This window comes from Xanthomonas sp. 1678, assembly GCF_031455575.1.
Classification (GTDB): domain Bacteria; phylum Pseudomonadota; class Gammaproteobacteria; order Xanthomonadales; family Xanthomonadaceae; genus Xanthomonas_A.
The window spans coordinates 568,751-580,657 of record NZ_JAVDSZ010000003.1; the positions used below are offsets into that span (position 1 = coordinate 568,751).

At 70.8% G+C, this 11,907-nt stretch carries 14 protein-coding genes and 1 riboswitch; of the genes, 3 read left to right on the top strand and 11 right to left on the bottom strand.

The window, feature by feature from the left end; all coding sequences use genetic code 11:
• The first annotated feature begins 72 nt into the window (after positions 1-72).
• Entirely contained in the window at positions 73-699 is a 627-nt protein-coding gene (gene lolA / locus J2Y70_RS08620) for an outer membrane lipoprotein chaperone LolA (RefSeq protein ID WP_309915866.1), read from the top strand.
• Between the two features lie 34 nt (positions 700-733).
• Here lolA and dmeF read toward each other — a convergent pair whose 3' ends face one another.
• Positions 734-1,807: a CDF family Co(II)/Ni(II) efflux transporter DmeF gene (gene dmeF / locus J2Y70_RS08625; RefSeq protein ID WP_309915869.1), complete on the bottom strand. Its 1,074-nt coding sequence runs from the start codon at positions 1,805-1,807 to the stop codon at positions 734-736.
• Between the two features lie 180 nt (positions 1,808-1,987).
• Here dmeF and J2Y70_RS08630 point away from each other — a divergent pair, with 180 nt between their 5' ends.
• Positions 1,988-3,298, top strand: coding sequence for a replication-associated recombination protein A (locus J2Y70_RS08630; RefSeq protein WP_309916270.1), 1,311 nt, complete (start codon positions 1,988-1,990; stop codon positions 3,296-3,298).
• Positions 3,299-3,369, top strand: a riboswitch (Fluoride riboswitch). It abuts the gene before it with no gap.
• A 108-nt stretch (positions 3,370-3,477) separates the two neighbouring features.
• Positions 3,478-3,897, top strand: coding sequence for a fluoride efflux transporter CrcB (gene crcB / locus J2Y70_RS08635; RefSeq protein ID WP_309915874.1), 420 nt, complete (start codon positions 3,478-3,480; stop codon positions 3,895-3,897).
• A 19-nt stretch (positions 3,898-3,916) separates the two neighbouring features.
• Here the strand turns inward: crcB and J2Y70_RS08640 are convergent, their stop codons facing one another.
• The 10 genes from J2Y70_RS08640 to J2Y70_RS08685 all read right to left on the bottom strand — a co-directional run bounded on the left by J2Y70_RS08640 (position 3,917) and on the right by J2Y70_RS08685 (position 11,904).
• On the bottom strand, positions 3,917-4,249 hold the full coding sequence (locus J2Y70_RS08640; protein ID WP_309915877.1) for a DUF3325 domain-containing protein: 333 nt from the start codon (positions 4,247-4,249) through the stop codon (positions 3,917-3,919).
• Positions 4,246-5,868, bottom strand: a complete 1,623-nt coding sequence (locus J2Y70_RS08645; RefSeq protein ID WP_309915880.1) for a PepSY-associated TM helix domain-containing protein — start codon at positions 5,866-5,868, stop codon at positions 4,246-4,248. Before J2Y70_RS08645 ends, J2Y70_RS08640 begins: the two co-directional genes overlap by 4 nt.
• Positions 5,865-6,212: a DUF3649 domain-containing protein gene (locus J2Y70_RS08650; RefSeq protein ID WP_309915884.1), complete on the bottom strand. Its 348-nt coding sequence runs from the start codon at positions 6,210-6,212 to the stop codon at positions 5,865-5,867. The genes J2Y70_RS08645 and J2Y70_RS08650 overlap by 4 nt, the downstream gene beginning before the upstream one ends.
• Before the next feature lie 501 nt (positions 6,213-6,713).
• On the bottom strand, positions 6,714-7,370 hold the full coding sequence (locus J2Y70_RS08655) for a cytochrome C biogenesis protein (protein WP_309915886.1): 657 nt from the start codon (positions 7,368-7,370) through the stop codon (positions 6,714-6,716).
• The gene (locus J2Y70_RS08660) at positions 7,364-7,849 is read right to left on the bottom strand and encodes a cytochrome c-type biogenesis protein (RefSeq protein ID WP_309915889.1); all 486 of its coding nucleotides are present in this window, start codon (positions 7,847-7,849) and stop codon (positions 7,364-7,366) included. The genes J2Y70_RS08655 and J2Y70_RS08660 overlap by 7 nt, the downstream gene beginning before the upstream one ends.
• Positions 7,846-8,388, bottom strand: coding sequence for a DsbE family thiol:disulfide interchange protein (locus J2Y70_RS08665; RefSeq protein ID WP_309915891.1), 543 nt, complete (start codon positions 8,386-8,388; stop codon positions 7,846-7,848). The genes J2Y70_RS08660 and J2Y70_RS08665 overlap by 4 nt, the downstream gene beginning before the upstream one ends.
• On the bottom strand, positions 8,385-10,370 hold the full coding sequence (locus J2Y70_RS08670) for a heme lyase CcmF/NrfE family subunit (protein WP_309915894.1): 1,986 nt from the start codon (positions 10,368-10,370) through the stop codon (positions 8,385-8,387). The genes J2Y70_RS08665 and J2Y70_RS08670 overlap by 4 nt, the downstream gene beginning before the upstream one ends.
• Positions 10,371-10,428: 58 nt before the next feature.
• On the bottom strand, positions 10,429-10,905 hold the full coding sequence (ccmE, locus tag J2Y70_RS08675) for a cytochrome c maturation protein CcmE (protein WP_263398313.1): 477 nt from the start codon (positions 10,903-10,905) through the stop codon (positions 10,429-10,431).
• The gene (gene ccmD / locus J2Y70_RS08680) at positions 10,889-11,104 is read right to left on the bottom strand and encodes a heme exporter protein CcmD (RefSeq protein ID WP_263398314.1); all 216 of its coding nucleotides are present in this window, start codon (positions 11,102-11,104) and stop codon (positions 10,889-10,891) included. Before ccmD ends, ccmE begins: the two co-directional genes overlap by 17 nt.
• Positions 11,101-11,904 (bottom strand): heme ABC transporter permease, encoded by an 804-nt coding sequence (locus J2Y70_RS08685; RefSeq protein WP_309915900.1) that lies wholly within the window; start codon positions 11,902-11,904, stop codon positions 11,101-11,103. The genes ccmD and J2Y70_RS08685 overlap by 4 nt, the downstream gene beginning before the upstream one ends.
• Between the last annotated feature and the right edge of the window lie 3 nt (positions 11,905-11,907).

Genomic DNA, 11,907 nt, shown 5'->3' on the forward strand with positions numbered 1-11,907 from the left:
GCAGCCGCGTCTGATCGCCTATTCAGCTTCGCCGCGGCACACTTCCCACACTCCATCCGGAACTCCATCCGCATGCTTCGCACACTCCGCTACACCGTCCTCGCCACCGCCTTGCTGGCCGGCAGCGCCTTCGCCGGCGCGCGCGAGGACCTGAACACCTTCACCCGCGGCCTCAAGAGCCTGGACGGGCAGTTCGCGCAGAAGGTCTACGACGGCAAGGGCGCGCTGAAGGAAACCGCCAGCGGCCGCGTCGCGCTGTCGGCGCCGCGCCTGTTCCGCTGGGAATACCGCAAGCCCTACGAGCAGCTGATCGTCGCCGACGGCGGCAAGGTCTGGGTCTACGATCCGGACCTGAAGCAGGTCACCGTGCGCACCCAGGGCGCCGAAGAGCAGAACAGCCCGCTGACCGCGCTGATCGACCCGGGCAAGCTGGACCGCCAGTACGACGTCAGCGAGGAAGCGGTGGCCCGCGACGGCCTGCAGTGGCTGTCGATGACGCCGAAGGTGGACACCGAGGCCAGCTTCCAGATCGCCAAGCTCGGCTTCGACGGCAACGGCCTGGCCAGGATGGAAGTGGTCGATGCGGTCGGCCAGCGCACCGAGATCAGCTTCAGCGGCTGGAAGCGCAATCCGGCCTTCGCCGCCGGCACCTTCCGTTACGTGCCGGACAAGGACGTGGACGTGGTCGGCGACCGCTGACGCGCGCGGCCGGCCGCGGCCACGCCGCGCCGGCTCAATCGGGGCAGGTCTGCACTTCGATGCTGACGTGCCCCAGCGTCGCCACGCCCTGCAGGCGCGCGTGGTAGAACGCCGCCGGCCGCGGCCGGTGGGTCACCAGCGACACGATCGCCGCGTGCTGGCCGGGACCGACCCGCCACACGTGCAGGTCGGCGATGCGCTCGTCGTCCTGTTGCAGACGCTCGCGGATCTGCGCCTGCAGCGCCGCCGGCGCCGAGGCGTCGAGCAGCACCGCGCCGGTGTCGCGCAGCAGCCCGATCGACCAGCGCGCGATGACGATGGCGCCGACGATGCCCATCAACGCGTCCAGCCAGAGCCAGCCCAGTTGCCTGGCCAACAACAGCGCGACGATCGCCATCACCGAGGTCATCGCGTCCGCCAGCACGTGCATGTAGGCCGAGCGCAGGTTGTGGTCGGTGTGCGCGTGGCGGTCGTGGGCGCCGCCGGCATGCGCGTGGTTGTGCCCATGGTCATGGTCATGGGCGTGCTCCTGCCCGCGGTGATCGTGATCGTGATGGTGATCGTGGCGATGCGCATGGCGTTGCGCGGCGGGGGCGGGCGAATGCGCGTGCGACGGATGGCCATGTCCGTGCTCGTGCCCATGGTGATGGTCGGCGCCGAGCATCCAGGCGCTGAGGAGGTTCACCAGCAGGCCCAGCGCGGCGATCCACAGCGCCTCGTCGTAGGCGATCTGCACCGGCTGCGCCAGGCGCAGCGCCGACTCCACGCCGATGCCCAGGGCGATCAGCGCCAGGATCAGCGCGCTGGAGAACCCGGCCAGGTCGCCGACCTTGCCGGTGCCGAAGCTGAAGCGCGGATTGTGCCGGTGGCGGCGTGCGAACCAATAGGCGAAGCCGGCCAGCGACAGCGCGCCGGCATGGGTGGCCATGTGGATGCCGTCGGCGAGCAGCGCCATCGATCCGGTCCACCAGCCGGCGACGATCTCCACCACCATCATCGCCGCGGTCAGCGCGACCACCGCCCAGGTCCGGCGCGCATTGCGTTCGTGACGCTCGCCGAGGAAGTCGTGCGCGTGGGTGAAGGCATCCAGCGTGCGATGGTGGCTCATGGCGCGGACACTCGGCGGAGGAGGGGCGTGCGATTGTAGCGCTGCGCCGGCCCGCGTCCGCGCCGCGCAGGCGCACCGCGACGCGCGGCGCACGGGCGCCGGCGATAGAATGTGCAGGTGGCCAAACGCAGACTCCTCGCCCCCGATACCCCCGACCTGCTGAGCGTCGATCGCGATGCGATGCGTCCGCTGGCCGAGCGCATGCGCCCGCGCACGCTCGACGAGATGGTCGGGCAGAAGCGCCTGCTGGCGCCGGCCAGCGCGCTGCGCCGCGCGGTCGAGTCCGGGCGTGTGCATTCGATGATCCTGTGGGGGCCGCCGGGCTGCGGCAAGACCACGCTGGCGCTGCTGCTGGCGCAGTACGCCGAGGCCGAATTCAAGGCGATCTCGGCGGTGCTGTCCGGGCTGCCGGAGGTGCGGCTGGTGCTGGCCGAGGCCGCGCAGCGCTTCGCCGACGGGCGCCGCACCGTGCTGTTCGTCGACGAGGTGCATCGCTTCAACAAGTCGCAGCAGGATGCGTTCCTGCCGCACATCGAGCGCGGCACCATCCTGTTCGTCGGCGCCACCACCGAGAACCCGTCGTTCGAACTGAACTCGGCGCTGCTGTCGCGCTGCCGCGTGCATGTGCTGGAACCGGTGTCGCCGCAGGACATCGTCGAGGCGCTGCAGCGGGCGCTGCACGACAGCGAGCGCGGCCTGGGCGGCGAGGCGATCCAGGTGTCGGACGCGGCGCTGCTGGAGATCGCCGGCGCCGCCGACGGCGACGTGCGGCGCGCCTTGACCCTGCTGGAGATCGCCGCGGAGCTGGCCCAGGGCGAGGGTGGCCAGATCACCCCGCAGACCCTGCTGCAGGTGCTGGCCGACCGCACCCGCCGCTTCGACAAGGGCGGCGAGCAGTTCTACGACCAGATCTCGGCGCTGCACAAATCGGTGCGCAGCTCCAATCCGGACGCCGCGCTGTATTGGCTGACGCGCATGCTCGACGGCGGCTGCGATCCGTCCTACCTGGCGCGGCGCCTGACCCGCATGGCGATCGAGGACATCGGCCTGGCCGATCCGCGCGCGCAGCAGATGGCGCTGGAAGCCTGGGACATCTACGAACGGTTGGGCAGCCCGGAAGGCGAACTGGCCTTCGCGCAGCTGGTGCTGTACCTGGCCAGCACCGCCAAGTCCAACGCCGGCTACGCCGCCTTCAACCAGGCCAAGGCCGAAGTGCGCGAGAGCGGCACCCAGGAGGTGCCGCTGCATCTGCGCAACGCGCCGACCAAGCTGATGAAGAACCTCGGTTACGGCGAGCACTATCAATACGACCACGACGCCGAGGGCGGCATCGCCCTGGACCAGACCGGGTTTCCGGATGCGATGGGCGAGCGCGTGTACTACCGGCCGGTCGAGCGCGGCCTGGAGATTAAGCTCAAGGACAAGCTGGACCGCTTGCGCGCCGCGCGCGAGCAGGCGCGGGCTGACAAGGCCAAGCTTCCGCGGCCATAATCGGGCCCAGGAGATGGCATTCCTCCTCGAACCGCCCGCAGCACCTGCGCGCTGATGATGCCTGCCCAACCCTCGCCGGGGCGGCAGGCCTGCGCCCCGGCATCGCCTTTTTCGGAGACCACGATGCCGCCCTTCGTCCTTGCCTTTCCACGCGCTGCCGCCGCATGCCGGAGCCACCCATGAACTTCGCCCTGTGGTGGCAGCAACTGCTGCTGGCGATGGCCGGCGGCGCGGTCGGCTCCGGACTGCGTTTCGCCGTCGGCAGCGCACTGCTGCAGCGCTACGGCGCCGGCTTTCCGTGGGGCACGCTGACGGTGAACCTGGTCGGCGCGTTCTTCGGCGGCTTCCTGCTGGTCTGGATCGAAGGCAAGGGCGCCAGCGCACCGTACTGGCGGGCGCTGCTGATCGTCGGCCTGCTCGGCGGCCTGACCACGTTCTCCTCGCTGATGATGGAGAGCCTGCTGTTCCTGCGCGGCGGGCGCGGCGGCATGGTGCCGGTGTACCTGGCGATCACCCTGGCGGCGGGCCTGCTGCTGGTGATCGGCGGCGCCCGCGTGGCGACGGAACTGCGTCCGCCGGTTGTCGGCGCCGACAAGTGAGCGGCGCTGGCCAGGCGCGCTAGGACAACAGCGCGGCGACCAAGCCCAGCGGCGGTGCCGCCAGCGCCAGCGGCACGATGGCGCGAGGCCGATAGGGGAGCAGTCCGTAGGTCAGCAGCGCAGCGCTGGCGCTGAGCGTGCCCAGCCACAGCACCGGGCCGATGGTCCAGCCCAGCGCCGTCACGCAACACGCGAACGCCGCGGCCAGCAGCAGCCAACCGACGCTCCGCAGCTGGCGCATCCGCGCCGGCGTGGCACGCTGCGCACCGTGCAGCTCCAACTGGTGTTTCTCCATCGCCAGGCACAGCGCGACGAAACCGGAGAAGGCCAGGCCCAGGCCGAGCAGGCTCATCGCGCTTCCAGCGCCGCGACCGACGCCGGCTGCGCCGATGCCGCGCGTTCGCGGGCACGACGTTCGGCCGCCGACAACGGCGGCTGCCAGCGCTGCATGCGCCGCGCGGCGACCGCCAGCGCGCAGCCCAGCCCGAAGCACACCAGATCCACCGAGGCCAGCGCCCAATCGCCGGCCGGCAAGGTCATGCCCAGATGCACATCGGTGGTCAGCGCATTGAGCACCGGCAGCAGCGCAAACAAGGCCGCGCCCAGATACAGCTGCCAGGCCCACATCGCGCGCCTGGGCCAGACGAAGGCGGCCAGCAGCGCCGCCGCCCAGGCGAGGAAGAACACGGCCGCTTCCTGGTCCGGACGCTCGGCCACCTGCAGCGGGATCAGCCGGTTGCCCCAGAAATAGGCGGCGAAGGCGATCGGCAGCCCGGCCACCGCGCCGATGTTCAAGGCGTCGACCAGGCGCAGGCCGAAGCCGATCCTGCCGGCCTTGGCATGCTTGGGCCGCTCCTTGACCGCCCACAGGATCACCCCGCTGGCGACCATCAGGCAGCCAAGCAGGCCCGATCCGAAGAACAGCCAGCGCAGCCCGGTCCCGGCGAAGTGCGCCAAGTGCAGGCCGTACAAGGTGCTGCGGGTCTGCGCGGCGGCGCCCGGCTGGCCGCTGCGCGCCAGGACCTGTCCGTTGCCGGCGTCGAGCAGCAGCGACGGCGGATCGTAGGCCAGGCGCTGACCGCCGCCCTGGCGGATCTCGATCACCGCCGCGGCGTCGCCCGGGTTGTACAGCGAGAACCCGGCGATCTGCGCCTGCGCGCCCCATTCGGCCCGCGCCACGTCCAGCAGCCGCGCGATCGGCAGGCGCCGGCCGGGCTCGCCGCTGGCCTCGCGGGTATTTTCCGGCTGCTGGAAGGCCTCGGCGTAGAACGCCGCTTCGGCATCCGGATAAGCGACCTTGATGCCCCACGGCAAGTACATCAGCATCAACGTGACCAGCCCGGTGTAGGTGATCATCGCGTGGTAGGGCAGGGCCAGCACCGCACTGACGTTGTGGAAATCCAGCCACGAACGCTGCCCCTTGGCTGGGCGAAAGGTGAAGAAGTCCTTGAAGATCTTCTTGTGGGTGATGACCCCGGTGATGATCGCCACCAGCATGAACATTGCGCAGAAGCCGACGATGTAGCGCGCCCACATCACCGGGATGTAGTGCAGGTCGAAGTGCAGGCGATAGAAGAAGTCGCCGCCGCGCGTGTCGCGCGCGGCGCTGGCGCGGCCGCTGAGCGGATCCAGCAAGGCGTCGCCGAATCTCTGCTTGCGGCTCTGCTTGCTGCCGTCGGCCGGCGGTGGATTGCGCCAGAACACCTGGGTGAACGACGAGCGCGCGCCCGGCAGCGCCACCGTCCATTGCGGCGACTGCGGCGCTTCGCGTTCCAGCAGCGCGATCGCGCGCGCGGCGACGGTGTCGGTACTCAGCTGCGCATGCGGCAGCTCCGGACGCATCCAGCGGCTGATTTCGTCGCGGAAATAGCTGGCGGTGCCGGCCATGAAGATCAGCAGCAGCACCCAGCCGACCAGCAGGCCGGTCCAGGTATGCAGCCAAGCCATCGACTGGCGGAATCCCTGCTTCATGGCGCGTGCTGCTGCAGCCAGGCGATGGCCAGCGCCATCGGCGCCAGCACCGCGAGAATCCCCAGCCAGGCGCGCGTCGCACTACGCGTGGCGAACGCCCACAGCGCGGTGCAGGCGCAAACCAGGATGCCCAGCATCATGCCGCTCAGCACTGCCTGCGCACGCAGCGACGGCCACAGCAGCGGCAACAGCGCAGAGGTCGCCGCGGCCAGCGCATAGCCGCCGAAGATCGCCGCCACGCTGCGCGAAAGCACGCCCAACCAGGGCGGCAACGGACGCCGCGGCGTGGCGGTCGTGCCCGGGACGCGGGGATCGGGCAGGGGGGCGGGAGCAACTGGATGCATGGAAGCCTTGTCGGGGAAAAGCACCGGCTTGGCATCGGCTAGGCGGGGGCGTGGCGGCAGCAGGGATGCCGATCACGTTAATGATACGCATTCCTATCTTCCGCGTGCAACGCGTGGCATGGCTGTGCTGCGCGGCGCCTGCAAGTGGGACGCATGGATCAGCGAACCGCCAACCGCTCCTTCGAAGGCGCCCTGAAATCCGGCAAAGCGGCCAGCTGGCGCTGGCCGGCGGCTATCCCAGGCTGCGCCTCGCCATGCCTGCGGCGGGCTCCTGGGTCGAAGCTGACAGGGCTTGCATGCGCGGGGATGGAACCTCGACTGGTTTTCGCAGGCTCGGGCGCCGAACGGCCGAACGGCCGGAAGGCTTGGGATCCAAGACTTGCATGCACGAGCGAACCACATTGCGAAGCCATTCAAATGCCGCCTGCGCTGAAAAGACAGGATCAAGACCGCTCTCCGAGCAGGTGCGGCCGCCGGCGAAGGCACTCGGTCGAGCCAGCTTCAGCGCGTCGCAGCGCTCGTGGGGGCAGGCACCGCAGCCATCGCTTCGGCCGCGGCGATTTTCTGCGCCACCGCCTCGCGCAGCGGGGAAGCCTCGGGCAGCAGGCCTTGTAGGCGCCGCCAGTGCGCCGCGGCGTTGGCGTAGCGGTGCTGCTGGAATTCGCGGATGCCAAGCATCCACAGGGCGCGCTGGTTGTCCGGTTGCTGCGCGAGCACGCGCTCGAGCATGCCGTGCGCGGTCGCGCCGACGGCGAAATCGGGTTGCTGGGCCATATCCGCCTCGACCCAGCCGAGCATCGCCTCGTTGTCGTCCGGATCGATCCGCAGCGCCTGCGCGTAGGCGTCGCGTGCTTCGGCGCTGCGTTTCGCCTGCACCGCCGCGGCGGCCTGGTCCAGCCATTGCTGCAGTGCCCGCTGCGCCACGGCCGGGTCGGGCGCCGGTGGGGCCTGCACGGGCACGCCGGCAAGTGCGGCCGGGTCGCCGACCAGCAGATACAGGCCGGCGCTCGCCAGCGGCAGCGTCGCTGCCAGCAGCGCCGCGGCGGCGATGCGTCGCGTGCGCGCGCCCGGATGCCGGCGCAGCAGCGGCCACAGCAATGCGCTCAATGCGACGGCCACCATCAGCGTGGTGGCGACGCAGAAACCGGCCGTCACCATTGTTCTTCCGGCTCCTGTTCCGGCGGCGCGTGCGCCGCTGCGGCGGCCCGGCGCCGCAGCGTGGCCACGACCATGGCCGCGCCGCCGAGCAGGAACAGCAGCGGACCGAACCACAGCAGCCAGGTCGCCGGCGCCAGCGGCGGGTCGTAGAGCACGAACTGCGAGTAGCGATCGACCATGTACTGCTTGATCTGCGCGTCGCTGCGGCCGGCCTGCAATTGCGCGAACACCTGGTGACGCAGATCGCGCGCCAGCGTCGCGTTGGAGTCGGCCAGGTTCTCGTTCTGGCAGACCAGGCAGCGCAATTGCGCGGTCAGGCGCTGGAAGCGCTGTTCCTGCTGCCGATCCTGGAACGGCAACGGATCCACCGCCTGCGCCGCCGCCGGCAAGGCGTGGGCGAGCAGCAGCAAGGCCAGCAAGGCCAGCCACGGCGTGGTCCATGGCCGGCCGCGTGGCGTCCGCGCGAATGGCCCGCTCATCGCTGCGTTCCGTCCAGCGCGGCGATCGCCGGGCGCAGTTCTTCGGCGATCACCGCAGGGGTCAGTACGCCGACATGCTTGTAGCGGATCACGCCCTGGGCATCGATCAGAAAGGTTTCCGGGGCGCCGTAGACGCCGAAGTCGATCGCGTGCTGGCCGTCCTGGTCGACCACCACCAGCGCATACGGATTGCCGCGCTGCGCCAGCCAGGCGCGCGCGTCGCGCGGGTCGTCCTTGTAGGCGTAGCCGATCAGCGCGACGCCGAGGTCGTTGGCGTGTGTCAGCAGCACCGGGTGTTCCTCGCCGCAGGCCAGGCACCAGCTACCGAACACGTTGAGCAGGTAAGGGCGGCCGCGCAACTCGGCGCTGCCGGCGCGCTGCGCGGGATCGTCCAGGCGCGGCAGCGAGAACGCCGGCGCCGGTTTGCCGATCAGCGGCGAGGGCACCTCGCGCGGGTCGTGCACGCGGCTCCAGTAGATGCCGAAGCCGAACAGCGCGGCCAGCAGCAGGAAGCCGAGCAGGGGCAGCAGCCGGCTCATGGCGATACGCCCGCTTCCACCGGGGCGGCAGGCGCGACCAGGCCCGGAGCGTGCGCGACCGCATGCGGCGCACGCAGCCGGCGCGCGCAGGCGCTGACGAACCCGCCGAGCATCATCAGCAGGCCGCCCAGCCAGATCCAGCGGATGAAGGGTTTGTAGTACAGGCGCAGGGTCCAGGCGTTCTCGATGTGCTGGTCGTCCATCGGCTCGCCCAGCGCGACGTATAGGTCGCGGGCGACGCCGGCATCGATTGCCGCCTCGGTCTGGATCCGCTCGCTGGAATACAGGCGCTTCTGCGGATGCAGCACCGCCACCGCCGCACCGTCGCGGCTCACCGTCAGCGTGCCTTGCTCGGCCTTCCAGTTGGGGCCGTCGATCATGCGCACGCCGTCGAAGCGGAACGCGTAGCCGCCGATCTGTTCGCTCTGCCCCGGCGCCAGGCGCACGTCGCGCTCGATCGACAGGCTTTCCGACAGCAGCACGCCGGCCACGAACACCGCCACGCCGGCATGGGCCAGCAGCATGCCGGCCAGCTCCGCCGGGAAACGGCGCCCGCGTGGCGCTTCGCGCAGGCGTTTGTACGCGTACAGCGCGGTGCCGACGCCGATCCACACCGCGGCGGCGGCCCCTGCCACCGCACGTGCCGAGCCGTCGGTCAGCACGAAGGCGACCAGTGCGCAGGCCAGTGCGGCCAGCACCGCGCGCACGGCCACCGCCTGCAGCGCGCCGGGTTCGGTCCGGCCCCAGCGCAGGTAGGGGCCGAACGGCAGCAGCAGCACTACCGGCAGCATCAGCAGCGGGAACAGCAGGCCGAAGTACGGCGGGCCGACCGAGACCTTGCCCAAGCGCAGCGCATCGCCGAGCAGCGGGAACAGCGTGCCCAGCAGCACCATCGCCGCGGCCACGGTCAGCATCAGGTTGCCGACCAGAATCGCGGTTTCCCGCGACAGCGCCGCGAACGGCTTGCCGGCGGCCAACCGCGGCGCGCGCAGCGCGTACAGCAGCAGCGCACCGCCGACCGCCACGATCAGGAAGCCGAGGATGTACAGGCCGCGGCGCGGGTCGGCGGCGAAGGCGTGCACCGAGGTCAGCACGCCCGAGCGCACCAGGAACGTACCCAGCAGCGACAGCGAGAAGGCCAGGATCGACAGCAGCAGGGTCCAGGCGCCGAGCGCGCCGCGTTTTTCGGTGACGGCCTGGGTGTGGATCAGCGCCGCGCCGACCAGCCACGGCATGAAGCTGGCGTTCTCCACCGGATCCCAGAACCACCAGCCGCCCCAGCCCAGCTCGGCATAGGCCCACCAGCTGCCGGCGACGATGCCGGCGGTGAGGAAGCCCCAGGCGACGTTGGTCCACGGCCGCGCCCAGCGCACCCAGGCCTGCTGTTGTTCGCCGCCGAGCAGGGCGGCGATGGCGAAGGCGAAGGCCACCGAGAAACCGACGTAGCCGGTGTAGAGCACCGGCGGGTGGAACACCATGCCCGGGTCCTGCAGTACCGGGTTGAGTTCGTTGCCGTCCAGCGGCATCGGCGACAGCCGCGCGAACGGGTTGGAGGTGAACAGCACGAACGCCAGGAAGCCGGCAGCGACCAGGCCGAGCACGCCGAGCACGCGCGCGGCGAATGCTTCCGGCAGGTGCCGGCTGCTGCGCGCCAGCAGCACCGTCCACAGATTGAGGATGGCGATCCACAGCAGCAGCGAGCCTTCGTGCGCGCCCCACACCGCGGCCAGCCGGTAGTACCAGGGCTGCGCCAGGTTGGCGTTGGCGGCCACGTAGCGCACCGAGAAATCCAGGCGCAGCAGCGCATACGCGAGCAGGGCGAAGGCCAGCCAGGCGAACAGCGCCTGCGCGCAGGCCGCCGGCCGCGCCACCGCCATCAACGCGCGATCGCCGCGCCAGGCGCCGAGCAGCGGCAGCACGCCCTGCGCCAGCGCCAGCAGCAGGGCCAGGATCAGCGCGAGTTGGGCCAGTTCGGCGGTCATTGCGGCAGGGCGGCCGATTGCGGCCAGCGCAGCGTGGCGCGGCAGGGCGGCATCCGCGTCATGGCGTTGCGGACGTGGCGGCCGACGCGGAAACCGCCGCCGCGGTGCGACCCTCATGGGCCTGCGCCATCGCGTCCTTCAGTTCCTGCGGCATGTAGGTCTCGTCGTGCTTGGCCAGCACCTCGGTGGCGACGAAACCGGCGCCATGCAGCGAACCGGTGGCGATCACCGCCTGGTTGTCGCGGAACAGGTCCGGCAGGATCCCGGTGTAGGCGACCGCGGTGGCGCCGGATTTGTCGATCACGGTGAACTCCACCCGCAGCGAATCGGCGCTGCGCCGGATCGAGCCGGCCTTGACCATGCCGCCGAGGCGGAACACGCGGTAGCCGTCGGCTTGGCCGGCCTGCACCTGGCTCGGCGTGAACAGGTAGCTGATGTTGTGCTGCAGGGCCAGCACGAACAGGCCGGTGGCGAGCGCGGCGGCGCCCAGCACCAGCAGCACGAGCAGCAGGCGCCGCTTACGGGTGGGATTCATCGGCGCTACCGGGCAAGCGGGAAGAGGCGCCGCGTTGGCGGCGCGCCTGTTCGCGCAGCACCTGCGCGCGCGTCTCGGCGAGCAGGCGCCGTTGCCGCCAGCGCGGCAGCAGCGTGTCCAGCAACAGCACCAGCAGGAACAGCGCGTAGGCCGTCCACACGTAGGCGGCGTAGCCGCCCATCGCCCAGAAGCCACTCATGCCGTGCGTTCCGCTGCCACGGCCGCGGTCGCCTGCGCCGCTGGCGGCACGGGGACGGCCAGCGCCAGCGCGCGCACCCAGCCCTTGCCGCGCTCCAGTGCCAGCAGGTCGGTGCGCATGCGCCCGAGCAGGCTGGCCAGGTAGTAGCACTTGCTCGCCAGCACCGCGGTCAGCAGCGGCCACAGCATCGCCAGCGGCATCTTCGACGGGCCGAGCACGCGCACCGTGGAGCCCTGGTGCAAGGTGTTCCACCAGACCACGGAGAAATGCACGATCGGCAGGTTGATCAGCCCCACCAGCGCCAGCAACGCCGCGGCGCGCGCGCCCTGGCGCGGATCCTCGGTCGCGCGGTACAGGCCGATCACGCCCAGGTACAGGAACAGCAGCACCAGTTCCGAGGTCAGCCGCGCGTCCCAGGTCCACCACGTGCCCCACATCGGCTTGCCCCACAGCGAACCGGTGCACAGGGTGATGAAGGTGAACGCGGCGCCGATCGAGGCGGAGGCCATGCACGCCACTTCCGCCAGCTTCAGCCGCCAGACCAGGGCGACGAAGCCGGCCGCGCCCATCGCGACATAGACGAACAGGCTCATCCAGGCACTGGGCACGTGGATGAAGATGATCCGGTAGGCGTCGTGCTGCTGGTAGTCCGGCGGCGCCAGCACCAGGCCGCCGTAGAACGCCACCGCGCCGAGCACCAGCGCCGCGCCCAGCGCCCACGGCCGGATCGTGCCGGCGACGCGGTAGAACGTCGCCGGCGAGGCCAGCCGATGCATCCATTGCGGAATCCACTTGGCCATGGC

Bases quoted from the DNA above. Each gene is read 5' to 3' on its own strand.
- ccmE (WP_263398313.1), bottom strand. From the start codon at position 10,905: ATGAATCCCACCCGTAAGCGGCGCCTGCTGCTCGTGCTGCTGGTGCTG.
- J2Y70_RS08685 (WP_309915900.1), bottom strand. From the start codon at position 11,904: ATGGCCAAGTGGATTCCGCAATGGATGCATCGGCTGGCCTCGCCGGCG.
- J2Y70_RS08660 (WP_309915889.1), bottom strand. From the start codon at position 7,849: ATGAGCGGGCCATTCGCGCGGACGCCACGCGGCCGGCCATGGACCACG.
- ccmD (WP_263398314.1), bottom strand. From the start codon at position 11,104: ATGAGTGGCTTCTGGGCGATGGGCGGCTACGCCGCCTACGTGTGGACG.
- J2Y70_RS08645 (WP_309915880.1), bottom strand. From the start codon at position 5,868: ATGAAGCAGGGATTCCGCCAGTCGATGGCTTGGCTGCATACCTGGACC.
- lolA (WP_309915866.1), top strand. From the start codon at position 73: ATGCTTCGCACACTCCGCTACACCGTCCTCGCCACCGCCTTGCTGGCC.
- dmeF (WP_309915869.1), bottom strand. From the start codon at position 1,807: ATGAGCCACCATCGCACGCTGGATGCCTTCACCCACGCGCACGACTTC.
- crcB (WP_309915874.1), top strand. From the start codon at position 3,478: ATGAACTTCGCCCTGTGGTGGCAGCAACTGCTGCTGGCGATGGCCGGC.
- J2Y70_RS08650 (WP_309915884.1), bottom strand. From the start codon at position 6,212: ATGCATCCAGTTGCTCCCGCCCCCCTGCCCGATCCCCGCGTCCCGGGC.
- J2Y70_RS08640 (WP_309915877.1), bottom strand. From the start codon at position 4,249: ATGAGCCTGCTCGGCCTGGGCCTGGCCTTCTCCGGTTTCGTCGCGCTG.
- J2Y70_RS08630 (WP_309916270.1), top strand. From the start codon at position 1,988: ATGCGTCCGCTGGCCGAGCGCATGCGCCCGCGCACGCTCGACGAGATG.
- J2Y70_RS08665 (WP_309915891.1), bottom strand. From the start codon at position 8,388: ATGAGCCGGCTGCTGCCCCTGCTCGGCTTCCTGCTGCTGGCCGCGCTG.
- J2Y70_RS08655 (WP_309915886.1), bottom strand. From the start codon at position 7,370: ATGGTGACGGCCGGTTTCTGCGTCGCCACCACGCTGATGGTGGCCGTC.
- J2Y70_RS08670 (WP_309915894.1), bottom strand. From the start codon at position 10,370: ATGACCGCCGAACTGGCCCAACTCGCGCTGATCCTGGCCCTGCTGCTG.